19 protein-coding genes and 1 pseudogene are annotated in these 23,306 nt (G+C 66.7%); 4 read left to right on the forward strand and 16 right to left on the reverse strand.

Features of this window, described 5'->3' with window-relative positions:
* Positions 1–60 precede the first annotated feature (60 nt).
* From secF to XarbCFBP7408_RS15200, 6 genes and pseudogenes are all read right to left on the reverse strand, one after another.
* Positions 61–1,029, reverse strand: a complete 969-nt coding sequence (secF, locus tag XarbCFBP7408_RS15175; protein WP_104563664.1) for a protein translocase subunit SecF — start codon at positions 1,027–1,029, stop codon at positions 61–63.
* 112 nt (positions 1,030–1,141) lie between these two features.
* Positions 1,142–2,986 carry a protein translocase subunit SecD gene (gene secD / locus XarbCFBP7408_RS15180; protein ID WP_181106641.1) on the reverse strand — a complete coding sequence of 615 codons (1,845 nt, stop codon included), beginning with the start codon at positions 2,984–2,986 and terminating at the stop codon, positions 1,142–1,144.
* A gap of 186 nt (positions 2,987–3,172) precedes the next feature.
* Complete coding sequence (gene yajC / locus XarbCFBP7408_RS15185; protein ID WP_016903294.1) at positions 3,173–3,526, reverse strand: preprotein translocase subunit YajC; 354 nt, start codon at positions 3,524–3,526, stop codon at positions 3,173–3,175.
* A gap of 131 nt (positions 3,527–3,657) precedes the next feature.
* A complete protein-coding gene (gene tgt, locus XarbCFBP7408_RS15190) occupies positions 3,658–4,803 on the reverse strand; it encodes a tRNA guanosine(34) transglycosylase Tgt (protein WP_104563666.1) in 1,146 nt (381 codons plus the stop codon).
* 95 nt (positions 4,804–4,898) lie between these two features.
* A pseudogene (queA, locus tag XarbCFBP7408_RS15195) lies at positions 4,899–5,963 on the reverse strand (tRNA preQ1(34) S-adenosylmethionine ribosyltransferase-isomerase QueA); the annotation flags it as partial.
* Positions 5,964–6,117: 154 nt separating this feature from the next.
* Entirely contained in the window at positions 6,118–6,549 is a 432-nt protein-coding gene (locus tag XarbCFBP7408_RS15200) for an Lrp/AsnC family transcriptional regulator (protein ID WP_016903291.1), read from the reverse strand.
* A gap of 121 nt (positions 6,550–6,670) precedes the next feature.
* On the opposite strand from XarbCFBP7408_RS15200, the gene XarbCFBP7408_RS15205 reads away from it, so the two are divergent.
* The gene (locus XarbCFBP7408_RS15205; RefSeq protein ID WP_104563667.1) at positions 6,671–8,167 is read left to right on the forward strand and encodes an aminotransferase class III-fold pyridoxal phosphate-dependent enzyme; all 1,497 of its coding nucleotides are present in this window, start codon (positions 6,671–6,673) and stop codon (positions 8,165–8,167) included.
* A gap of 198 nt (positions 8,168–8,365) precedes the next feature.
* On the opposite strand, the gene XarbCFBP7408_RS15210 is transcribed toward XarbCFBP7408_RS15205, so the two are convergent.
* From XarbCFBP7408_RS15210 to XarbCFBP7408_RS15220, 3 genes are read right to left on the reverse strand one after another with little or no spacing between them, the layout of a single operon-like run.
* Complete coding sequence (locus XarbCFBP7408_RS15210; RefSeq protein WP_104563668.1) at positions 8,366–9,745, reverse strand: purple acid phosphatase family protein; 1,380 nt, start codon at positions 9,743–9,745, stop codon at positions 8,366–8,368.
* Positions 9,742–10,878 carry a phytase gene (locus XarbCFBP7408_RS15215; protein WP_104563669.1) on the reverse strand — a complete coding sequence of 379 codons (1,137 nt, stop codon included), beginning with the start codon at positions 10,876–10,878 and terminating at the stop codon, positions 9,742–9,744. The genes XarbCFBP7408_RS15210 and XarbCFBP7408_RS15215 overlap by 4 nt, the downstream gene beginning before the upstream one ends.
* Positions 10,875–13,436 carry a TonB-dependent receptor gene (locus XarbCFBP7408_RS15220; RefSeq protein WP_181106644.1) on the reverse strand — a complete coding sequence of 854 codons (2,562 nt, stop codon included), beginning with the start codon at positions 13,434–13,436 and terminating at the stop codon, positions 10,875–10,877. The genes XarbCFBP7408_RS15215 and XarbCFBP7408_RS15220 overlap by 4 nt, the downstream gene beginning before the upstream one ends.
* A gap of 151 nt (positions 13,437–13,587) precedes the next feature.
* On the opposite strand from XarbCFBP7408_RS15220, the gene upp reads away from it, so the two are divergent.
* Positions 13,588–14,220 (forward strand): uracil phosphoribosyltransferase, encoded by a 633-nt coding sequence (gene upp / locus XarbCFBP7408_RS15225; RefSeq protein WP_104563670.1) that lies wholly within the window; start codon positions 13,588–13,590, stop codon positions 14,218–14,220.
* A 295-nt stretch (positions 14,221–14,515) separates the two neighbouring features.
* Here the strand turns inward: upp and XarbCFBP7408_RS15235 are convergent, their stop codons facing one another.
* Entirely contained in the window at positions 14,516–16,261 is a 1,746-nt protein-coding gene (locus XarbCFBP7408_RS15235; RefSeq protein WP_104563672.1) for a glycoside hydrolase family 9 protein, read from the reverse strand.
* 340 nt (positions 16,262–16,601) lie between these two features.
* On the opposite strand from XarbCFBP7408_RS15235, the gene XarbCFBP7408_RS15240 reads away from it, so the two are divergent.
* Complete coding sequence (locus XarbCFBP7408_RS15240; RefSeq protein WP_104563673.1) at positions 16,602–16,859, forward strand: hypothetical protein; 258 nt, start codon at positions 16,602–16,604, stop codon at positions 16,857–16,859.
* 73 nt (positions 16,860–16,932) lie between these two features.
* Here XarbCFBP7408_RS15240 and ggt read toward each other — a convergent pair whose 3' ends face one another.
* Genes ggt through rsmD form a run of 6 tightly spaced genes read right to left on the reverse strand, consistent with a single transcriptional unit; the run spans position 16,933 to position 20,975 of the window.
* Complete coding sequence (ggt, locus tag XarbCFBP7408_RS15245; protein WP_104563674.1) at positions 16,933–18,726, reverse strand: gamma-glutamyltransferase; 1,794 nt, start codon at positions 18,724–18,726, stop codon at positions 16,933–16,935.
* Entirely contained in the window at positions 18,723–19,007 is a 285-nt protein-coding gene (locus XarbCFBP7408_RS15250; RefSeq protein ID WP_057677852.1) for a YfhL family 4Fe-4S dicluster ferredoxin, read from the reverse strand. Before XarbCFBP7408_RS15250 ends, ggt begins: the two co-directional genes overlap by 4 nt.
* Positions 18,998–19,180, reverse strand: coding sequence for a hypothetical protein (locus tag XarbCFBP7408_RS15255; protein WP_104563675.1), 183 nt, complete (start codon positions 19,178–19,180; stop codon positions 18,998–19,000). The genes XarbCFBP7408_RS15250 and XarbCFBP7408_RS15255 overlap by 10 nt, the downstream gene beginning before the upstream one ends.
* 58 nt (positions 19,181–19,238) lie before the next feature.
* On the reverse strand, positions 19,239–19,736 hold the full coding sequence (locus tag XarbCFBP7408_RS15260; RefSeq protein ID WP_181106646.1) for a hypothetical protein: 498 nt from the start codon (positions 19,734–19,736) through the stop codon (positions 19,239–19,241).
* Positions 19,737–19,782: 46 nt separating this feature from the next.
* Positions 19,783–20,289: a pantetheine-phosphate adenylyltransferase gene (gene coaD, locus XarbCFBP7408_RS15265; protein ID WP_104563676.1), complete on the reverse strand. Its 507-nt coding sequence runs from the start codon at positions 20,287–20,289 to the stop codon at positions 19,783–19,785.
* The gene (gene rsmD / locus XarbCFBP7408_RS15270; protein ID WP_181106648.1) at positions 20,286–20,975 is read right to left on the reverse strand and encodes a 16S rRNA (guanine(966)-N(2))-methyltransferase RsmD; all 690 of its coding nucleotides are present in this window, start codon (positions 20,973–20,975) and stop codon (positions 20,286–20,288) included. The genes coaD and rsmD overlap by 4 nt, the downstream gene beginning before the upstream one ends.
* 174 nt (positions 20,976–21,149) lie before the next feature.
* Here rsmD and htpG point away from each other — a divergent pair, with 174 nt between their 5' ends.
* Positions 21,150–23,054: a molecular chaperone HtpG gene (htpG, locus tag XarbCFBP7408_RS15275; RefSeq protein ID WP_104563677.1), complete on the forward strand. Its 1,905-nt coding sequence runs from the start codon at positions 21,150–21,152 to the stop codon at positions 23,052–23,054.
* The last annotated feature ends 252 nt before the right edge of the window (positions 23,055–23,306 follow it).

The following is a 23,306-nucleotide window of genomic DNA, read 5'->3' on the forward strand; positions in this document are numbered from 1 at the left end:
TGCGGCAAACGAAAAAACCGCGGAGCGCGCGGTTTTTTCGTCAGACACCCACTGGCTGCATCAAGGACGGCGCGCCAGCGCCTCCACGTCCTTGGCCTTGGGCAGCAGATCCTGCTTGGTGACGGCAAACGGCCCGATGCTCAGCATCGGCACTGCCACGATCACCGAGGAGATCACCACGATCACCGCGCCGATCATGTGCGTCTCGGCCAGGCCTTCCATCGACTCGCCGCCGTAGATGTACAACGCCAGCGCCGACAGGAAGAACATCACCGCGGTGATCACCGTGCGCGACAGCGTCTGGTTGATCGAACGGTTCAACACTTCCAGCGGCTCCACGCGCAGTGCGCGGAAGTTCTCGCGTACGCGGTCGAACACCACGATGATGTCGTTGATCGCAAAGCCCATCACCGACAACAGGCCGGCCAGCACGGTCAGGTCGAACTCGCGGCCGGTCAGCGACACGAAGGCCACGGTGACCAGCAGGTCGAACAAGGCGGTCAGGCTGGCGACTACCGCGAACTTCCACTCGAAGCGGAAGGCGATGTAGATCAGAAAGCCCACCAGCATGAACACGGTGGCGTACACACCGTTCAAGGCCAGGTCCTTGCCGACCTGCGGGCCGACGAACTCGCCCGGCTGCACGGTGGCGGGGTTCTGCTCAGTGCTGACCGCCTTGCGCACTTCTTCGGCGACGCTGCTTGCGGCATCGTCGCGATTGTTGTGCTGCTCGCGTGCCTGCAGGCGGATCATCACTTCGTTGCCGCCGCGCGCGTTCTGCACCTGGGCGTTCTCGAAGCCGGCCCTGGCCAGCTGCTCGCGCACCTGATCCACGTCCACGGTCTTCTGGAACGAGGTCTGCACCAGCGTGCCGCCGGTGAATTCCAGCGCGTAGTTGAAGCCCTTGCCGACGATGACGCCGACCGAGGCCACCGCGATCACCAGCATCAGGATCAGCACCGGCTTGCGCAGGCGCATGAAGTCGATCTTGGTGTCGTTGGGAATGAGATGGAGCGGGAACAATTTCATGGAAAAGATCTTCCGTTTAGACGTTGCGCACCGTCAGGATGCGCAACGCTTGCGAAGGGATTCATCCCCTACCCCAGCAGCGCGCTGCAAGGGGCAAGGCCGGACTCGCATCTCAGATGGCGACGGTCTTCAGCTTCTTGCGGCGGCCGTAGATCAGCACCGCCAGCGCACGCGACACGGTGATCGCGGTGAACATCGAGGCGAAGATACCGATCATCATGGTCAGCGCGAAGCCCTTCAGCGGGCCGGTGCCGAACGCGTACAAGGCCACCGCCACGATCAGACCGGTGAGGTTGGCGTCCAGGATGGTGCCGCCGGCCTTTTCATAACCGGCGGCAATCGCCGATTTGGCCGGCACGCCCAGGCGCAGCTCTTCGCGGATACGCTCGTTGATCAGCACGTTGGCGTCCACCGACAGGCCCACCGACAAGGCCAGACCGGCAAACCCCGGCAGCGTCATGGTGGCGCCGAACAGGGACATCACCGCCACCACGATCAGCAGGTTGAACAGCAGCGCCACCGAGGTGATCGCGCCGAACACGCGGTAGTAGACGGTGAAGAACACCAGCGTGAACAGGAACGAGTAGATCACCGCGGTGACGCCGCGCTCCACGTTCTCCGCACCCAGGCTCGGGCCGATCACGTATTCCTCGACGAAATCCATCGGTGCGGCCAGCGAACCGGATTTCAGCAGCTTGGCCAGGTTCTCGGCCTCGGTCTTCTCCAGGCCGGTGGTCTGGAAGTTCTTGCCGAACACGCCGGCGATGCGGGTCGGCGACAGTGCCTCTTCCTTGACCCGCACGCTGCGCACTTCCTTGCCGTCGACCATCGTCACGGTGGGAATGCGCTCGATGTAGACCACCGACATCAGCTTGCCGACATTGGCGCTGGTGTAGTCGAGCATGCGCTGGCCGGCGACGTTGTTGAGCGTCACCGCCACCGCCGGCATGCCGTTCTGGTCGGTGCTGACGCTGGCGCTGACCATCTGGTCGCCGGTCACCAGCGCGCGCTTGTTGAGCAGCACCGGCGCGCCGGTATCGCGCACGCGGTAGACCTTGGCTTCGGGCGGGATGCTGCCGCTGCGCACGGCGTCTTCGGCATTGCCTTCGACCACCGCGCGGAACTCCAGCGAGGCGGTGGCGCCGATCAGGCGCTTGGCCTCGGCGGTGTCCTGCAGGCCGGGCAGCTCGACCACGATGCGGTCCTCGCCCTGGCGCTGGATGGTCGGTTCGGACACGCCCAGCGCGTTGACGCGGTTGCGCAAGGTGGTGAGGTTCTGCTCGATCGCGCCGCTGGCGATCTGCTTGAGTTCGGCCTCCGGCACCTTGACCGAGATGGTCTGGCCGCTGACGTCGTAGGTCAGGGTCGGCTGCGACTTGGCCAGCGCGGTGCGCGCGGCGTCGACGCTGGCGCCTTCGCTCAGGCTGACCTGGATGCTGTTGTCGCCGCGGCGCTCGACCGAGCGATAGGCGATACGGCCATCGCGCAGCGTGGTGCGGATGTCTTCGGCAAAGCCGTCCAGGCGCTTTTCCAGCGCGGCCTTCTGGTCCACCTGCATGGCGAAGTGCACGCCGCCGACCAGGTCCAGGCCCAGCACCATCGGCCGGCCGCCCAGCTTGGCCAGCCAGTCCGGCACGGTCGAGGCCAGATTCAGCGCCACCGTGTAGTTTTCGCCCAGTTGCTGGCGCAGCACGTCGTTGGCGCGGGTCTGTGCCTGCAGGTTGGGCAGGCGCACCATCAGGCTGTCGCCTTCGCGGGTGACCGCCTTCGGCGTGATGCCGGCGGCCTTGAGGTCGGCGTCGATGCGGCTGCGCAAGGCGTCGTCCAGCTGGGCACCGCGGCTGGCGGTGATCTGCACGGACGGGTCCTTCTGGTAGATGTTGGGCAACGCGTACAACGCGCTGACCGCCAGCACCAGCAGGATCAGGAAATACTTCCAGCGAGGAAATTCGAGCATTGCGACAGTCCCGCGCGACACCATCCCGGCGCCGCGCCTAGCAGTGAGAACGACTTCAGGCGGCCAACACAGCGTCGCCAGCGGTCGTCAGGTGGATGCGGCGGTGCCGCGCAGCGGCGCGCCCAGCGCCGGTTCGCGGCACCGACTGCGCCCACCCGACAGTGAGCGCAGCGGGTCGGTTGCCGCTTAGTTGGCAGACTTCAGCGTGCCCTTGGGCAGCACGTGGCCCACGGCACTCTTCTGCACGCGGATGCGCACGTTGTCGGCCACTTCCACGGTGATGAAGTTGTCGCCGATGTCGGTGATCACGCCCGCCACGCCGCCGGAGGTGATGACTTCGTCGCCGCGCGCCAGCTTGTCCAGCAGCGACTTGTGCTCCTTCTGGCGCTTCATCTGCGGGCGGATCATCAGGAAGTACATGACCGCGATCAGGATGATCGGCAGCGCGAAGGTGGACAGGCCGCCCATCGGGCCGGGCGCCGGCGCGCCGCCAGTGGCCTGCGCCTGGGCGACGGGGATCAGGAAATCGAGCAGATTCATTCAGTGCATCCTAGTTTGGGTGCCAGCGCGCCAACCGGCCGCTCGCTATTCAGGTACCGCCGGAGCGGAACAGCCGGGAATTATGCCATGCAGGCTCCAAACCGTCCGCGCAAGGGCGCGAACGGCCGGTCTCAGCTGGTTTCCCCCGGCAACGGCGGCGTGATGGCGCCGCGTGCCGCATAGAAGGACCGCCGGAACTCGGCAAAGGTTCCCGAGGCGATCGCCGCACGCAGGTCGGCCATCAACTTCTCGTAGTACCAGAGGTTGTGCAGGGTGCCCAGCATCGGCGCCAGCATCTCGTTGCAGCGGTCCAGATGGCGCAGGTAGGAACGTGTGTAGCCGCTGCTGCAGGCATGGCAGCCGCAGCCCGGCTCGATGGTGTCCAGGTCGCGCTCGTACCTGGCGTTGCGGATGCGCACGGTGCCGAAGGAGGTGAAGTAATGCCCGTTGCGTGCGTTGCGGGTGGGCATCACGCAGTCGAACATGTCCACGCCACGCGCCACGCCTTCGACCAGATCCTCCGGCCGGCCCACGCCCATCAGGTAACGCGGGCGGTCGGCCGGCAGGCGCGGATGCAGGTGTTCCAGCATCGCGTTGCGCTCGTGCTCCGGCTCGCCCACCGCCAGCCCGCCGATGGCGTAGCCGTCGAACCCGATACCCTGCAGCCCGTCCAGCGAGCGGCTGCGCAGGTCCGGATGCACCCCGCCCTGCACGATGCCGAACAGCGCCGCGTCGTTGCCCAGCCCGTCATGCGCCTGCCGCGAGCGTTGCGCCCAGCGCAGGCTCAGCTCCATCGAGCGCCGCGCCGCCTCTTCGGTGGCCGGGTACGGCGTGCACTCGTCGAAGATCATCACGATGTCCGAATCGAGCACCTTCTGGATCTGCATGCTCTCTTCCGGGCCCAGGAACACCCGCGCGCCATCGGTGGGCGAGGCGAAGGTCACGCCCTGCTCGGTGATCTTGCGGCGATGCGCCAGCGAAAACACCTGGAACCCGCCCGAATCGGTGAGGATCGGCCCGTACCAGCGCGCAAACCCGTGCAACCCGCCGTGATCGCCGATCACATCCAGGCCCGGGCGCAGATACAGGTGGAAGGTATTGCCCAGGATGATCTCCGCACCCAGCGCGCGGATCTGCTCGGGCAGGATGCCCTTGACCGAGCCATAGGTGCCCACCGGCATGAACGCCGGCGTCTCGACGGTGCCACGCGGAAAGGTCAGACGCCCACGCCGGGCATGCCCGTCGGTGGCTTGGAGCTGGAACTGGAGTCGGGACATTGAGGGGCCGGGGAATGGGGAGTCGGGAATCGGAAATGGGAAGAGCGGTTGGCAGGTGGCTGATCGTTCGGCGGGTACCGCCTTACGATTCCCCATTCCCCATTCCCGACTCCCGATTCCCCGCCCCACAACAGCATCGCATCGCCGTACGAAAAGAAGCGATAGCGCTGTTCGATGGCGTGGCGGTAGGCGGCGAAGATGCGCTCGCGGCCGGCGAAGGCCGAGACCATCATCAGCAGCGTGCTTTCGGGCAGGTGGAAGTTGGTCACCATCGCATCGACGCTGCGGATGCGGTAGCCGGGCAGGATGAAGATCTGGGTTTCGCCGGCAAACGGCAGCAGTTCGCCGTCCGGGGCGGCATCGGTGGTGCGCCAGGCGCTTTCCAGCGAGCGCACCACCGTGGTGCCCACGGCGATGACGCGGCCGCCGCGGGCGCGGGTGCGGCGTACCTGTTCGACCAGCGCGGCACCGACGTTGAGCCACTCGGTGTGCATCACGTGCTGGTCGAGCCTATCCACCCGCACCGGCTGGAAGGTGCCCGCGCCCACATGCAAGGTGACATGGCCGCACTCCACCCCGCGCTCGCGCAGGCGCGCCAGCAGTTCCTCGTCGAAATGCAGGCCGGCGGTGGGGGCGGCCACCGCGCCGACTTCGCGCGCGAACACGGTCTGGTAGCGCTCGCGGTCCTCCACCCCCGGCTCGCGGCGGATGTACGGCGGCAGCGGCAGGCGCCCGGCTTCCTGCAGCCAGTGCTCCAGCGGCGCGGGAATCTCGAAGCGCAGCAGATAGAACTCGCCGTCGCGGCCCAGCACCTCGGCCTGGCCGCCTGCATCCAGCGCGATCCGGCTGCCGGCCTTGGGCGACTTGCTGGCGCCGATCTGCACCCGCGCCTCGCGCTCGCCGAGCAGGCGCTCGATCAGGATCTCCACCCGCCCGCCACTGGCCTTCTGCCCGAACAGCCGCGCCGGGATCACCCGGGTATCGTTGAAGATCAGCAGATCGCCCGGCTGCAGCAGCTCGGGCAGATCCCGCACCTGGCGGTCGGTCAGCGCCTGCGGCGATGGTGGCACCACCAGCAGGCGGCTGGCCGCCCGCTCGGCCAAAGGCGCCTGGGCGATCAGTTCGTCGGGCAGGTCGTAATGGAAATCGGACTTCTTCAAGGCCGCAGGATCGTTGGCGGAGTAGCCGCATATTGTAACTGCGGCGGGGAATTGAGAATCGGGAATGGGTAATCGCAACGGCACCAGCGCTTCATCGGCGCAGATTCCGCCCCCGATTCGCTGCTCTTGCGATTCCCTATTCCCGATTCTCCATTCACCGCTCGAATTTCGTCGACAAAATGATCGACGTCGTCGTGCGCTCCACGCCGTCGATCGCGCCGATGGCGTCGGTGAGCACGTCCATCTCGTTGACGCCGCCGACCACGCCCAGGGCGATCAGGTCGTAGGCGCCGCTGACCGAGTGCAGCAGGCGCACCTGGGGGATGTCGCGCAGCGCCTTGACCACGGCCGGCATCTTCTTGGGCAGCACGGTGATCAGGATATGCGCGCGGATGCGGCCCTGTTCGTAGGCGTCATGGGTGCGCACGGTATAGCCGCTGATCACGCCGTCGCGTTCGAGTTTTTCGATCCGGCTCTGCACGGTGGTGCGCGACAGCCCGAGCCGGCGCGCAATCTGCGCGGTGGAGGCGCGCGCGTCCTCGCGCAGCAGCGACAGCAGGCGTTCGTCGGAGGGAGTGATTTTCACTTTTGCCCAATTGGTTCGTCGATTCGACGAAAATACCCGACTTCCTGCCCGAATTCACGCTGCCAAACGCCGATCTTCTGCTGATAATAGGGAGGGAACGCCACCTTGCAGGAGATGCGCCATGTCCGTCCTCGCCCCGCTCGCCCCGCTGCGTGCCCACGCCGGCCGCCGCCTGACCGATGGCCTGGACGACGCGACCATCGCGCGCCTGGCCGCCAACCACCCGGATCTTGCACGCGCCATCGACGCGGCGGCTGCCGAGTACGCGCAGGTGCGCGCGGAGGCCGCCGACCTGCTGGACCTGGACGAAGACGCCCAGATCGGCGCGGTGCAGGACGGCTTCATCAACTTCTATGCCGACGATGCAGTGACCCCCTACGTGGCGCTCGCCGCGCGCGGGCCATGGGTGGTCACGCTCAAGGGCGCGGTGCTGTACGACGCCGGCGGCTACGGCATGCTCGGCTTCGGCCACACCCCGGCGCCGGTGCTCGAGGCGATGGCGCGGCCGCAGGTGATGGCCAACGTGATGACGCCCAGCCTGGCGCAGCGCCGGCTCGACCGCGCGCTGCGCGCCGAGATCGGCCATACCCGCGGCGGCTGTCCGTTCGCACGCTTCATGTGCCTCAACTCCGGTTCCGAAGCGGTCGGCCTAGCCGCGCGCATCGTCGACACCAACGCCAAGCTGCACACCGATCCCGGCGCGCGGCATGCCGGTGCCAGCATCAAGCGCGTGGTGGTCAAGGGCAGCTTCCATGGCCGTACCGACCGCCCCGGCCTGTATTCCGATTCCAGCCGCAAGACCTACACCAAATACCTGGCCAGCTACCGCGACGAAGACTCGGTGATCGCGATCGCGCCGTACGACGTGGCGGCGCTGCAGCGCGCCTTCGACGAGGCCGCGCGCAACCACTGGTTCATCGAGGCGGTGTTCCTGGAGCCGGTGATGGGCGAAGGCGACCCTGGCCGCGCATTGCCGGCCGCGTTCTACGCCGCGGCGCGCGAACTGACCCGCCTGCATGGCAGCCTGCTGCTGGTGGATTCGATCCAGGCCGGCCTGCGCGCGCACGGCGTGCTGTCGGTGGTGGACTACCCCGGCTTCGAGCAGCTCGACCCGCCGGACCTGGAGACCTATTCCAAGGCGCTCAACGCCGCGCAGTACCCGCTGTCGGTGCTGGCGGTGACCGAGCACGCCGCGCAGGTGTACCGCAAGGGCACCTACGGCAACACCATGACCACCAATCCGCGTGCGCTGGATGTCGCCTGCGCCACGCTGGCGTTGTTCACCCCGCAGGTGCGCGAAAAGATCCGCACCCGCGGCGCGCAGGCGATCGCCAAGCTGCAGGCACTGCAGTCCGAGCTGGGCGGTTTGATCACCAAGGTGCAGGGCACCGGCTTGCTGTTCTCTTGCGAACTGGCACCGCAATTCAAGTGCTATGGCGCCGGTTCCACCGAAGAGTGGCTGCGCCATCGCGGCGTCAACGTCATCCATGGCGGCGAGAATTCGCTGCGCTTCACCCCGCACTTTGCGATGGACGAAGACGAGCTCGATTTGCTGGTCGGATCGATCGCGCGTGCGCTGAAGGAAGGTCCGCACCAGGCCCAGGCCGAGGCGGCCTGAGAGCCAGCAACAGGACGTGGCGAGCTGTTCCCAGGTGGGAAGCCGGACGGCACGCCGCAGCGTCGGTATTCGAGCGGTACACGCCGATTCCGAACACCGGCTGCGCCCGCCGGTCGGTGAGCGCGGCGATGATGTGAGCCGCTTGACGTCGAGGCAACGCAGGCAGGACTGGCGAGCCACGCGGTGGTCATGCTCGCCTCACTCCCAGCACCGGTCTGCGCGTCCCTTCAGGGTTGCGCTGCGTGGGCAATCGCGTGGTGCGATGCGTCCGGCTTCCTGCTCCACCAGCCGCTTGCCGCCATCGCTGCCGCGCTCCAGCTCGAACGCATCGTAGAGACGCCCGGTGGCGGTGCGCGACTCGTAACGCAACTTCCGGTTGTCGATGCGAAGCACCTGATAGAGCTGGGTGTCTTCGCCGACCGGACGCATGGTCCTGCGCGCGAGGTCCGAGAGCCGGTACTGCTTGGGCCCGGCCACCGAGACCACGAATACCGGCGTCGCCTGCCCTGCTTCATCGCCGCGCCGGCCGTAGGTATGGTCGTGGCCCTGCAGCACCAGATCGACCTTGTGGCGGCGGATCACCGGCAGCACCTGTTCGACCAGCTTTTCGTTTTCGCGATCGGCGCGCGGGGAAAAGAACGGCTGGTGGATCAGCACGATCGACCACGGATGCGGGTTGTCGGTCAGCACCGTGTCCAGCCACTGCGCCTGCGCCGGGCCGGTGCCCAGATCCAGTGCCGAGGTGCCGTCGAGCACGGCGATGCGCACGCCCTGATAGTCGAACCAGTAGCTGGTGCGCGCCGTGGCCGACGGCCCGTTGCGCGGCAGGGCGAAGGTCACCGGCCAGTGGTTGCCGAGCGTGCGCGTGGCCTGCGGGGTGTCCTCGCCCTGTTCGTGATATTCGTGATTGCCCGGCGCCGGCGCCACTGCGGTGCCTTCCAGCAACCAGCGCCCGGCTTCGAACCACTCGGCCCACTCGTTGTCGTCCTGGCCGTCCTTGCCGCTGACCAGGTCGCCGGCGAACAGGGCCAGCCGCGCGTCCGGTGCCGAGCGCCAGGCCTGGCGGATCACCCGCGAGACCAGGCTGAGGTTCTTGTTCTGGGTGTCGCCGAAGTACAGCAGCGTCAGCGGCGTGTCCGGGCTGGCGGCGGTGCGGAAATGATTCCACGCGCCCCAGGTGCGGTTGCCCTGCACGCGGTAGGCGTACAGCGTGTCCGGTGTCAGCCCGTCGATATCGGCGCGGTGGTGGTGCGAGCTGCCGTTCTCGCTGGCCAGCGTGGCGGTGCGGGCGCGGATGCGGCGCGGCGTACCCAGGTCGGGCGAGTCGCCGGCAACCACCAGTTCCAGCCAGGGTTGGTCGACGCTGGCATCGGTACGCCAGGCCACTGCAAAACCGGTCGCCGCCGCCTGCGCGGGCGTGGCGACGATGCGGTCCGGGAAGCCATCGGCAACATAGTGGGTGGAGCCCGCCGGCACCTGGGTGTTGGGTTCGGCGGCACGCTCGGCGGCGAACGATCGAGCGCTGCTCATCGCGATGAGCGAGAGCAGCGCGTATCCCCATGCATGCCCGGCGCTCATGACGCGCACTCCTTCAGGCGCAGCGTGCGCGCGATATCGCGCCAGTCGAATGCCGCCACCGCCTGGTCGTCGTGCAAGGCATAGAACACCCCGCCCGGGAAGCGCGCATCGCCGCGTTGATCCAGCCACACGCCATCGGTATTGGCGGTGACCCGGCCGGCGAAGGCACCGACATGCGCCAGGCTCTGGCGATCGAACACCTGGAACACGCTGCGGTCCTTGAACTGATCGGTGGCGATCCAGTAGCCGCTGCCGTCCTTGCATGCGAACAGCGTCATGCCTTCGGCCTGCGCCTTGAATAAACCGCTGCCGACATTGCGGCCGCGGTAGCGTCCGTCCATGCCGTATTCGCGCAACTGCGTGCCCACGGCGACGTCTTCTTCGGCAATCATCAGGCGCGCATGCGCTTCATCGCCGAACACCGATTCGGCAATGCGCACTGCGCCCGCCTCGCTGGTATCGCCGAAGCTCTGGGTCAGCCGCGCCTGCCAGCCCTGCCCTGCGTTGGCCAACTGATAGCGACGGAAGCGTTGACCGAGTTCGGCCACCGGCGGCGGCAGATCCTTGTTGGCCGGCGACATGTAGTTGTCGCTGACCACCACCTCGTAGCCGCCGTCGTGCTTGCGCACCCACAGGCCGTAGGGCTCGCGCAATTCGTCCCGGCCGAAGCTGGTCAACGGTGTGAAGTCGGGCAGCGCAAACACCTGCACGCGGCGATTGTCGCGCTCGACCACGAACACCAGATCGTCGACCACCGAAATCCCGTTGGGGCGATCCAGTTTGCCCGGCGCCTTGCCCTTGCCGCCGACCACGCGCAGGCGCTTGCCGCTATCGCCATCGAACACCACCAGCGCATGCGTGGCCTTGGCGGTGGCGATCACCCAGCGGCGGCCATCGGGCGCACTCCAGCTGGCCGGCGAATCCAGATTGTCGGCCGGGGTCAGCGCGGTGATGAAGGCCTCCGGCACTACCTGGTGCGCCACCTTGGCCTCGCTGAGCAAGGGGTCTTTCAGCAATGCCTCGTCGGCCTCGCGGTCGACCGGTGCGCTGGCGCAGGCGGTCAGCGCCAGCGCGCTGGCAAGCAGCGTGGTGTGGAGTAACGTTGTGTGGAGCCGCGTGCGCGTTGCGATCACAGTGCCACCTTCAGGCCGAGCGCATAGGTGCGGCCGTATTCTTCGTTCTGCAGCGTGCGCGAGGGCACGCCCTGGTACAGCTCCAGCGGTTCGTCCAGCAGGTTCTGCGCTTCCAGATACAGGCTGACGTGGCTGTTGAATTGGTAGTTCATGCTGAAATCCAGCTGGGTATGCGGGGCGACATAGATATCGTACGCGCGGCTTTGCCCGATGGTGTCCAGGTACTCGCTGCGGTACACCGCCGCAACCCGCGCACTGAAGCCGTATTTTTCGTAGCCCAGGTGGCCGCTGTAGATGCGCTTGGACGAGCGCGGCAAGGTGAAGTCCTCGCCGGCGCGATCGCTCAGGCCGGGATCGAAATCGCTGTCCAGCACGGTGGCGCTGGCGCCGACCAGCAGGCCATTCCAGCCGTCGGGCAGGAAATCCAGCGCCTGCTGCCAGTTGAATTCGGCGCCACGCACCTTGGCGGTGTCACCGTTGATCGAGCGCGTGACCTGCAACCCGGGGAACTCGGCATCGTTGGTGCTGATGGTCTGCACGATGTAGTCGTCGATCGACTTGTCGAACACGCCCAGCGAGATCAGGCCGGTGCTGCCGATGTATTTTTCGAACGACAGGTCCAGGTTGGTGGAGCGATACGGATCGAGATCGGGGTTGCCGACGTTCACCTCGTTGTCGCCACGATTGATGCTCACGCGCGGGGAGACATCGCCGAACGCGGGCCGCGACAAGGTCTTGTTGGCGGCAAACCGCAGCACCCAGTCGTTGCCGGTGTCGTAGCGCAGATGCAGGCCAGGCAGCACATTGGTGTAGCTGCTGGACGCTTCGCGCGGCGTCACCGTGGCGGTGCGGCCGTTCTCGGCCACGTCGACCTGGTTGCCGGTGGCGTCGAACTGGGTGTTTTCCACGCGTACACCGGCAATCGCGCGCAGCGCGCCGATGTCCCAGGTGCCCATCGCATAGGTGGCGAACACGTCTTCGGTGGCCTTGTAGTCGTCCTGCAGCGAGGTCTGCAGATTGCCGCCGACATCCTGCGGGCGTGCGCTGTACAGATTGCCGGAGGTGTTCCAGTAACGGCGCATGCCGTCCGAGCCGATGCTTTCGCCCAGGGTGCCGCCGCGGTGTTCCGGCGCGGCGGTGCTCCAGTCGCTCAGATCGATCGCCGGCCCGCGACGCAGCTCGCTTTCGTCCACATTGACATCGCGCTCGCGCCAGCGGCCGAGCACACCCATCTTCAGGCTGGAATGCTCGCCATCGAAGCGCACGTTGATCTGCGCGCTGCGCTCGCTGTCGTCCACCCGCTTGGGCGCAAGCACGAAGCGGTCGAACACGAAATCGTCGTTGCTCTGCCAGCCGTTGTCGGAAAAGCCCAGGCGCGGGATGCCGCTGTTCTGGTCGACCGTGGCCGACAGATCGTCGCCGTCATAGTTGAAGTACGCTTCCATCTCGTCGTTCACGCGCTCGGTGGTCTTGGTGTACCCCAGCTTGTAATCCATGGTGGCCGCGCTCAGACGGTTTTCGCCACCCACGCTCAAGGCCATGGTGTCCTCCTTCTTGGTGCGATAGCGCACGCGCTTGGCAATGGAATCGGCCGGCAGGTCGGCGACCTCGTAGGTGCCGTCGCCATTGGCGCTGACCTGCCCATCGGCCAGGCCGAAGATGGTGCGCTGGCGGGTTTCGGCATCGTCGAAGCGGCTGTACAGCGTGCGCAGGTAATAGCGGTTGTCCGCGTCGGGGCGCCAGTCCAGATTGAGGTTGGCGCCCACGCGGGTGCGCTCGATGAAGTACTTGCGGCGCTGCACCTCGCCGGCGAACAGATCGTCGGCCGCGCCGCCGTCGAAGCTGTCGTAGGCCACCTCGGTATTGTCGGATTCGAATTCGCGGTCCTGGTAGTTCACACCCACTGCGACGCCGAAGGTGCCGTCGAAGATATCGCTGTAGTTGAACGCGCCCTTCGGGCTGGTCTTGCCCGACAGCGACTGGTGGCTGCCTTCGATCGAGCCGCGCAGGGTGCGGCCATCGCGATCGAACGCGGAAGTGGACTCGACCTGGATCGCACCGCCGATGGAATCGCCCGGCATGTCCGGGGTCGGCGACTTGACCACCTTCAGGCGTTCGGTGGAATCGGACGGAATCACGTCCAGCGGCGCCGAGCGGGTGCCGTCTTCCGGCGTGCCCATGGTCATGCCGTCGATGGTGACGCTGTTGAGCGCCGAATCCAGGCCGCGGATCACCACGAAGCGGCCTTCGCCCTGATCGCGGGTGACGCTGACGCCGGGCAGGCGCTGCAAGGATTCTGCAACGTTCTTGTCGGGGTAGCGGCCCATCGCATCGGAGGCCACCGCATCCTGGATCGCATCGGAGCCACGCTTGAGATCGACTGCGCGCACCTGCGATTCCACCTGCGGGCGCACTTCCAGGCGCTCCAGGTCGATGGCCGCCGCGCCGGACGCACCGGTGGCAGCTGCCGCACCCTCGGCCGCCTGCGCAAGCGGGCTCCACGCGGCCGCCGCCAACGTCAGCGTGATCGCCAGGCACAGCGGAGTCTTGTTCAACACGGGTGCTTCCCCAATCGGTTAAGAATGGGTGGGCACGCTATGTCTACGACGTTTCACTGACATGACATATGCAGGCGCGATCACGCGCAATGTGTGGCGACGCTGCCGCCGGCTGCGGCACACTGTGGGTCTCTCCCGCCTGTCGCTGCCCATGAAAATCGTCGAAGTGCGTCACCCCCTCGTCCAGCACAAGATCGGTCTGCTGCGCGATGCCGCCTTGAGCACCAAGGGCTTCCGCGAACTGGTCACCGAGCTGGGCACGCTGCTGGCCTACGAGGCCACCGCCAACCTGGACACCGAATCGCATGTGCAACCCGGCTGGGCCGGCCCGGTGACCGTGCAGCGGATTGCCGGCGCGAAAATCACCCTGGTGCCGATCCTGCGCGCAGGGTTGGGCATGCTGCCCGGCGTGCTGGCGCTGATCCCGGCCGCGCGCGTGAGCGTGGTCGGCCTGCAGCGCGACGAAGAAACCCTGCAGCCGGTGCCCTACTTCGAACGCCTCACCGGCCGCCTGGAAGAGCGCGATGCACTGATCCTGGACCCGATGCTGGCCACCGGCGGCACGCTGATCGCCACCATCGACATGCTCAAGCGCGCCGGCGCGCGAAGGATCAAGGGCATCTTCCTGGTCGCCGCACCGGAAGGCCTGAAGACACTGGAAGCGGTGCATCCGGACGTGGAGGTCTACACCGCCGCGATCGACGACCATCTCAACGACAAGGGCTACATCCTGCCCGGCCTGGGCGATGCAGGCGACCGGATTTTCGGTACGCGGGTGGAGTGAGTTTAAGCCCCTCTCCCCCCGGGGCGAGAAGGCACCGCTTGCGCGCCATTGGCGCGCGTGCCTTGGAGCGCCCGCGCCGCAAGCGCGGGCCGGGGCGCGCGGCGAGGGGTTGGGGTGAGGGTACGGCAAGCGAAGCAGTCGGGGAGTCCCTTCTGACGGCGCGTGGCGACGCGTTTGTCATTGCCGGCATTGGTAGCTCCCCTGAGGCGCCCCCTCATCCGGCGCTGCGCGCCCCCCTCTCCCGGTGGGAAAGGAACAGCCGCGGCATCGGGCATCGCATTGAAAAACGCACGCCCTACCGCGTAGACGCCTGAACCGCCGCACTCACGTACACCAGCGGCGCATTCCAGTTGATCGCCACCTCGTTGCTGGCATAACTGCAGGTGTTGTCCAGGTACGACAGTGCCGGCAGCCTGGAGGGATACGACACCTTGCAGTCCTTGGCGTCCTGCTGGCCCGATTGCGGACCGCCGGCCAGCCAGCCCGGCACAGGTGCGTCGATGCCGTCGGCCTCGGAGGGGCGGTGGTGGATATGCATCGGGCTGCGCAGCCCCACGCCCGTGACGAACGACAAGCCCAACGGATTGCGCCCCAGGATGTAATCCAGCTGCGACTGCGCGGCATCCAGATACGGCCGCTGCCGGGTCAGCCGATAGCCCTGCATCAGCATCATCGCGCGGTTGAGCACCACCGCATTGCTGCCCCACACGAAGTCGCTGTCGGTCATCGCCAGACGCCAGGGCGAGGCCTGCCACTCATCGGCAAGACGCTGCGCCAGGCCGGTGATCTCGCGGGTAATGCGTGCGCGATCGGCATGCGGGGTGAGCCGGTCGCGATGTCCGGCCAGCGACATCCAGGCCAGGCCGCTGACGTTGCTCCAGCCCGGCACGCTGGCCGGTACGTTGCGCGCGATCATTGCGTCGTAGAAGCCGTCCTCGCGCGTGCTCACATACAGCTCGGCCGCAGCCCAGGCGAATTCGTCGTCCACCTGCGCATCATCGTAGCCGCCGGTGCGCACGTCGTCGGGCTGGCGATAGATCACATCCGGATGCTGCTGCGCCCACGCCCACGCAGCGCGTGAGGCCTTCAACATCCGCGCCGACACGCCTGGATACTGGTTTTCGAACGGTGCATACACGCGACTGGCCACGGCCATCACTGCGGCGAAATCCAGCGTGGCGGCGGTGGCCTTCATCACCACATAGCGTTGCTGCGTGGCCTGCGCGGGCATTACCAGGCCATCGAACTGCTTGTCGGTGAGCTTGTGATACACGCCACCGTCGGCCGGATCCTGCATGGCCAGCATCCACTCAAGATTCCACCAGGTCTCCTGCAGGATGCCGGGCACGCCGGGCGCGTCGTCGGGGATACTCAGCGCCTGCGCCTTGAACAGTGCCGGATACTGCTCATAGGCGGCCAGCAAGGTGTAGGTGCTGATGCCGGAGTTGACGATGTACTTGTTGTAGTCGCCGGCGTCGTACCAGCCCTTGGGCGCACTGATCACGCTCTCGGCCGGGCGCGTGGCCGAGGCCGCCGAAGGATGGATGCGCACCTGCGTATCCGGATGCCCGGCCGCACGCGCATAGCGCCCGGCGAACTGGGCCGGCAGCGCGGTACTGGCACGATTGAAATAGAACGCCTTGAGCGATGCGTCGAGCACGGGCCGATACGCGCCGGCCGCGATCGGGAACGGATCGGACGCCGGCTGCCCGTCGATCTTCAACCGGTAGGTACCCGGCGCGCGCAGGCCGGAAAAATCCGCCACCCGCGCCTGCTGGCCGGCCGGCGTCCACAGCGCGGCGGCCTGCAGCCTGCCCTCCAGCACACGGCGGCCCTGCGCATCCTCGACCGTGAAGCGGTCCGCCGCGGGCGCCGCATCTTGCGGCAATCCGAGCACCGCCAGCTTGGCCGAACCCGGCAGATAGCCGAGCTGGTTGACGTGGATGGAGCCACCGGCACGATGGACGGCGGGCTCGGCGGCACGGGCGCTCAGGACAAACAGTAGTGCGGTGGCAGTCAACAGGGCGGCAGGATTTTTCATGCGCCAATGGTGGCCGCACCACAACGCCACCACAAGCCCGGATCATCGCAACGTCCCTGCTGGCGTACGGACGTCAACGCTGGAATCGTTCGAGGATTGCGCCCAACTGCTAGCGCCATCCCATTCTTCCGCCGATTGGACCTAGTCGGCTGCCCCGCTGTTCAAAAGCAGGCGCGCCGGGAAAAGAAGACCGGCCCTCTCATCGAAACGCCCGTGGTTTGCAGCGTTTACGCCAATCCCCCACATCGGCTGCCGGCTAACGTGGCTTGGCGTCCTGGCGCCATCTGCGCCTCACGGCAACGGCAGGCGCACCGCCACTTCAAGACCCAAAGGAGATCCGATGAATATCATCGACAGCAACAAGAAACCCATCGCACCTGGCACCCTGGACCCGGACCAGCACCAGGCCAAACAACGTGGAATGGCGCGTTGGAAACCCTTCCTCGCAGGCAATACGAACCCGGACGTTTATTTGCTGGAAGGCAGGCTCGTCGTGCGCCTGGTCGACGCCGCCGTGACTAGCAAGAAGGACGACTACGACGATACCTACACCGTCTATGAAGCCAAAGATGGTCACTACTACGGGCTGTTGAACTGATCCTCGATCAACTGCAGGAAGGCACTGGCGCAGACAGGTGGCCGGCACTCGCCGGTCACCTGTCCGCGGATCATCATGGGCCGGCTTTCGAGCCGATGTCCGTCCCCAGCTGCACCTGCGCCTTGCCCACCGGGCTGCGCGGGTCGCTGCCGCCGCTGAGCACGTTGCTGCGCTTGTCCCATTCCACCGTCTGCAGGTTGCCCCAGACGTGGCTGGAACCGCGGCCGCCCTCGGCGCTGTCGCCCGGCAGCTTGAGCGCGTGGCCCATCGCCTGCAGCGCCCTGGCGGTCTGCGGCGAGAACGCGTTGCTCTCGGCCTCGATCACGTCCGGCAGCCACTGGTGGTGATAGCGCGGCAAGGCGCTGACCTGCTGCGCGTCCAGGCCGGCGTCGTAGCCCAGGATGCCGAGCAGCACCATGGTGATGATGCGGCTGCCACCCGGGGTGCCGATCACCGCGACCTTGTCGGCCGATTCCATGAAGGTCGGCGTCATCGAGCTGAGCATGCGCTTGCCCGGCTTGGGCGCATTGGCCGCATAGCCCATCACGCCGAAGGCATTGGGCGTGCCCGGTTTGAGCGCGAAGTCGTCCATCTCGTCGTTGAGCAGCACGCCGGTGCCCTTGGGGATCAGCCCCGAGCCATACAGCAGGTTGACGGTCTGGGTGGCGCCGACGCGGTTGCCTTCGCCGTCGATGATGGAAAAGTGCGTGGTCTCGTCGTCTTCCAGAGGCGTCGGGTTGCCCGACAGCAGATCGCTGGGGGTGGCCTTGTCCGGGTTGATCGTGGCGCGCAGGCCCTGCGCGTAATCCTTGCTGGTCAGCACGCGCTGCGGCACGGCGACAAAGTCCGGGTCGCCCAGGAAGAAGGTGCGGTCGCGGTAGGCGCGGCGCATCGCTTCCACCACCAGATGGGTGCGGTGCGCATCGTCGAGCGTGTCCAGCTCCCAGCCTTCCAGGATCTGCAGCATGGCGGCGAGTGCGATGCCGCCGGAAGATGGCGGCGGCGCGGTGGTGATCTTCCAGCCGCGGTAATCGAACTGGATCGGCGTGCGCTGCTTGACCCGGTACCCGGCCAGCTCGGCGGCCTTCCACTGCCCGCCGGCCTGCTTGACGCCGGCCAGCAGCTTCCTGGCGGTTTCGCCCTTGTAGAAGCCATCGAAGCCCTTGTCGCCGAGCAGCTGCAGGGTATGCGCCAGCTCGGGCTGCTTGAAGATGTCGCCTTCGGCAATCGGCTTGCCGCCGCGCAGATACACCTCGCGCGTGCCGGGGTAACGCTCCATCACCTCGCGCCGCGAGGCATAGCCCTTGGCCATGCGCGCGTACACCGGGAAACCTTCGCTGGCGATGCGGATCGACGGCGCCAGCGACTGCTTCAGCGGCAGTCGGCCGTGCTGGGTGGCCAGCTCCACCAGGGCTGCTGGCAGACCGGGAATACCGGCCGACCAGGGGCCGTTGACCGAGCGGTCGCGATCCAGCGCGCCTTTCTTGTCGAGAAATTGCGCCTCTGTTGCCGACTCGGGCGCGGTCTCGCGCGCGTCCAGCATCACGTCCTTGCCGGTCTTGGCATCGTGCAGCAGGAAGAAGCCGCCGCCGCCCAACCCCGAGCTGATCGGCTCGACCACCGCCAGCGTGGACGACACTGCAATTGCCGCATCGAACGCATTGCCGCCCTCGCGCAGGATCTGCAGGCCGGCGTCGGTGGCCAGCGCATGACCGCTGGCAATCGCCGCACCGGGCGGTTGCCCCGCCACCGGCGAGGTCGTCGATGCTGCAGGCTTGGCGCCATCGGCGGCCCAGGCCGGCGGTGCCAGCACCAGGGCCAGCAGCAACAGGCCGCGCGAAGAGAAACGTCGGGAAAAGATGCTCACGGGGCGGGAGGCTCCTGTTCGTACAGTTCTGGGTGGTCGCGCTGCAGCTGCATGAGCTTGGCGAGCAGTTGATCGTGGGTTTCCGGTATCGCCGGGTCCGGGTCGATGCATTCGACCGGGCACACCACCACGCATTGCGCTTCGTCGAAATGGCCCACGCACTCGGTGCAACGTGCCGGGTCGATCACGTAGATGGTTTCGCCCATCGAGATGGCCCGGTTCGGGCACGCCGGCTCGCAGACGTCGCAGTTGACGCAGAGCTCGTTGATCTTCAACGACATATCGGCACCACCATGCGGCGCGGCGCGGCGCGATGCAACGCCAGGCGCTGGAACGCAACGTACTGCTGGAAGCGGACGCACGGGACGTAGCGCGATGCACGGACAACGCCACACGCGTGGCCGGCAACCGGCCCGAGCGGACCGGCGCCGACGGCGTGCGGGATCAGCAGCATGCTGCGATCCCGCACGACGGCCGGACGCGCCCTCCCGCGCCTCCGGCCTGGTACGGCATTACTTGGCTTCAACGAAGGTGTATTCCACGCCCTTGGGCTGGACGATGGTCTGCACCCGCGCATTCTCGGCCGCATTGCCGATGAACAGCACGCGCACGCCCTTCATCGAATCGGCCGGCACGTCCTTGAACGCGGCGTCGATCAGGTCGGCCATCTTGGTCGAGGCGGACGAACCGAAGGCCAGCATGTTGCCCGGCTGCACGCCGCGCGCGAGTGCGGTCTTGACGCTTTCCAGCTGACGCTCGTAGCTGCCGGCGAACTCGGCATCGGACTCCGGCGGCAAGTAGTACAGGAACGGGCTGTTGGTGGTGGTGCCCAGGTTCTGGCCGACCACTTCCTGCAGGTACTTCTTCCAGCCGGCGTTGTCGTCCTTGGCCGGCGCGGTCAGCGCAGCCGGAGCGGCGGCGGCGGTCGGCGCCGGCTCTTCCTTCTTGCAGGCGGTGACCGCCAGTGCGGCGATCGAAGCGAGCGCCAGAGCGCGCATGGTGTGTTTCATGAAACTCCTCCCGTTGAAATGCATGTGGTGATGTAACTGCAACTGATCAGGCCTGCGCGCGGGATTCGCGCACCTGCCGCAACGCCTCGACAACCGACGCCGGAACGAAACCGGATACGTCCCCGCCCAGCCGCGCGATTTCGCGCACCAGCGAGGACGAGATGAAGCTGTACTGCTCGGCCGGGGTGAGGAACAGCGTCTCCACCTCCGGGATCAGATGGCGGTTCATGCTGGCCATCTGGAATTCGTATTCGAAGTCGGACACCGCGCGCAGGCCGCGCAGCAGCACGCCGGCGCCCATGTCCCGCACGAAGTGGGCCAGCAGCGTGTCGAAGCCGCGCACTTCCACATTGGCGTGCGCGGCCAGCGCTTCCCGGGCCAGCTCCACGCGGCGTTCCAACGGCAAGGCCGGGCCCTTGGAGGGGCTGTAGGCCACGCCAACCACCACGCGCTCGAACAACGGCGCGGCGCGGTTCACCAGATCGATATGCCCGTTGGTGATCGGGTCGAAGGTACCGGGATAGACGGCGGTGCGGCTATTGGCCACGCTCATACGGAAACTACCGGGGTCGGATCGCCGTTCAGTGTAGCAGCGGCCCGGCGGTACAGCGCATAGCGCACCTGCTGGGTGGCGCCTTCGCGGTGCAGCTGCCAGCCGGCCGGCAGCTGCGGCGGGCCCTCGACCGGGCCTTCCAGGTACAGCCAGGCATCGGCGCTCAGATGCGCGGGCAGGCGTTCCAGCACGCTGGGCCACAGGCCGGCGGCAAACGGCGGGTCGATGAAGGCGATGCTGGCCTGCACCACCGGCGCACGCTCCAGCCAGCGCAGCGCATCCTCCTGCAGCACCTGCACCTGATCGGCCGCATCCAGCCGGGTCACGTGCTGGCGCAGGCGCTGCACCAGGCCAGGGTCGCGTTCGATCAGGGTCGCGTGCGCGGCGCCGCGCGACACCGCCTCCAGGCCCAGCGCGCCCGACCCGGCAAACAGGTCCAGCACGCGCGCGCCGGGCAGGCGCGGCATCAGCCAGTTGAACACCGTCTCGCGGACGCGGTCGCTGCTCGGGCGCAGGCCGGGCAGGTCCGGCACCGCCAGCTTGGTATTGCGCCAGCGCCCGCCGACGATGCGCACCTGCCCTTCCGCGCCGCGTGGCGCCGGCCGTGCGGGGCGGCTCATCGCCACGCGCCAGGTGCGGGCGAACGGATGCAGGACGACGACAGCGCAAATGGCGACATGGTGCAAGGCAGGACAGTTGGCCGGCCATGATACCGCCGCGGTTGCCGCAACCGCGTTCCCCGACCGCCACGGATGCCGGCCATCTGGTACACGCCCGCCTTGAAAAATCCCCATACGGCCTCATCCCCCAGGCCATCGGCCGCGCTGCGGCCTGGGCCACCACCATGGAGCACGACCCCAATGACCGTTGATACCGACAAGCAGACGCTTGGCTTCCAGACCGAGGTCAAGCAGCTGCTGCAGCTGATGATCCACTCCTTGTACTCGAACAAGGAAATCTTCCTGCGCGAGCTGGTTTCCAATGCCGCCGACGCCGCCGACAAGCTGCGTTTTGAGGCACTGGTGAAGCCGGAGCTGCTGGAAGGCGGCGGCGAGCTGCGCATCCGCGTGGACTACGACAAGGACGCGCGCACCGTCACCATCGACGACAACGGCATCGGCATGAGCCGCGAGGATGCGGTCTCGCACCTGGGCACCATCGCCAAGTCCGGCACCGCCGACTTCCTCAAGCACCTCAGCGGCGACCAGAAGAAGGACGCCAACCTGATCGGCCAGTTCGGCGTGGGCTTCTACAGCGCCTTCATCGTCGCCGACCAGGTCGACGTGTACTCGCGTCGCGCCGGCCTGCCCGCCAACGAGGGCGTGCACTGGTCCTCGCGTGGCGAAGGCGAGTTCGAGGTCGCCAGCGTCGACAAGCCCGAGCGCGGCACCCGCATCGTGCTGCACCTGAAGGACGGCGAAGACAGCTTTGCCGACGGCTGGACGCTGCGCGGCATCCTCAAGAAATACTCCGACCACATCGGCCTGCCGATCGAGATGCGCAAGGAGCACCACGGCGAACAGGCCGACGCGCCCGCCGAGCCGGAGTGGGAAGCGGTCAACCGCGCCAGCGCGCTGTGGACGCGGCCCAAGTCCGAGATCAAGGACGAGGAGTACCAGGAGTTCTACAAGCACGTCGCGCATGATGCCGGCAACCCGCTGGCGTGGAGCCACAACAAGGTCGAAGGCAAGCTGGAGTACACCTCGCTGCTGTTCGTGCCCGGCCGCGCCCCGTTCGACCTGTATCACCGCGATTCGGCCAAGGGCCTGAAGCTGTACGTGCAGCGCGTCTTCATCATGGACCAGGCCGAGCAGTTCCTGCCGCTGTATCTGCGCTTTATCAAGGGCGTGGTGGATTCGTCCGACCTGTCGCTCAATGTGTCGCGCGAGATCCTGCAGTCCGGCCCGGTGGTCGACTCGATGAAGTCGGCGCTGACCAAGCGCTCGCTGGACATGCTGGAGAAGCTGGCCAAGGACAAGCCGGACGACTATGCAACGTTCTGGCGCAACTTCGGCCAGGCGCTGAAGGAAGGCCCGGCCGAGGATTACGCCAACCGCGAAAAGATCGCCGGCCTGCTGCGCTTCTCCTCCACGCATGACACCACCGGCGCGCAGAGCGTGGGCATGGCCGATTACGTGGGTCGTCTGGCCGAGGGCCAGGACAAGCTGTACTACCTCACCGGCGAGAGCTACGCGCAGATCAAGGACAGCCCGCATCTGGAAGTCTTCCGCAAGAAGGGCATCGAAGTGCTGCTGCTCACCGACCGCATCGACGAGTGGCTGATGAGCTATCTCACCGAGTTCGATGGCAAGTCGTTCGTGGATGTGGCACGCGGCGACCTGGACCTGGGCAAGCTGGATTCGGAAGAAGACAAGAAGGCGCAGGAAGAAGTCGCCAAATCCAAGGAAGGCCTGGCCTCGCGCATCAAGGCCGCCCTGGGCGACGACGTGGCCGAAGTGCGCGTCTCGCACCGCCTGACCGATTCCCCGGCAATCCTGGCCATCGGCCAGGGCGACCTGGGCCTGCAGATGCGTCAGCTGCTGGAAGCCAGCGGCCAGGCCGTGCCGGAAAGCAAGCCGGTGTTCGAATTCAACCCGGCCCACCCGCTGATCGAGAAACTCGATGCGGAACAGGATATGGATCGCTTCGGTGACCTGGGCCGTGTGTTGTTCGACCAGGCTGCATTGGCAGCTGGCGATAGTCTCAAGGATCCGGCTGGCTACGTGCGGCGGTTGAATAAGTTGTTGTTGGAGTTGTCGGTGTAAGGCTTGCGACACATGTTGTGATACACCAAGACCGGCGCATCCGCCGGTCTTTTTTCTGACGCAACAGGTCCGAAAACTTTCAATTAAAGGTGCAACTTCAACTTGGGGGGATTACCATACCTTGCGAACAAGGCAGGCGTTCCTCTTCTCCAGACGCCTCCTAGGTCCTGTTAACGCTAGTGGCTGGGGAGGTTAAACTATTGGACATGGAGATCACGCCAGCACAATTTGCCCTCATCGAACATTGCTTAC

Origin of the sequence: Xanthomonas arboricola pv. guizotiae (genome assembly GCF_002940205.1) — a bacterium.
Classification (GTDB): Bacteria; Pseudomonadota; Gammaproteobacteria; order Xanthomonadales; family Xanthomonadaceae; genus Xanthomonas; species Xanthomonas arboricola_C.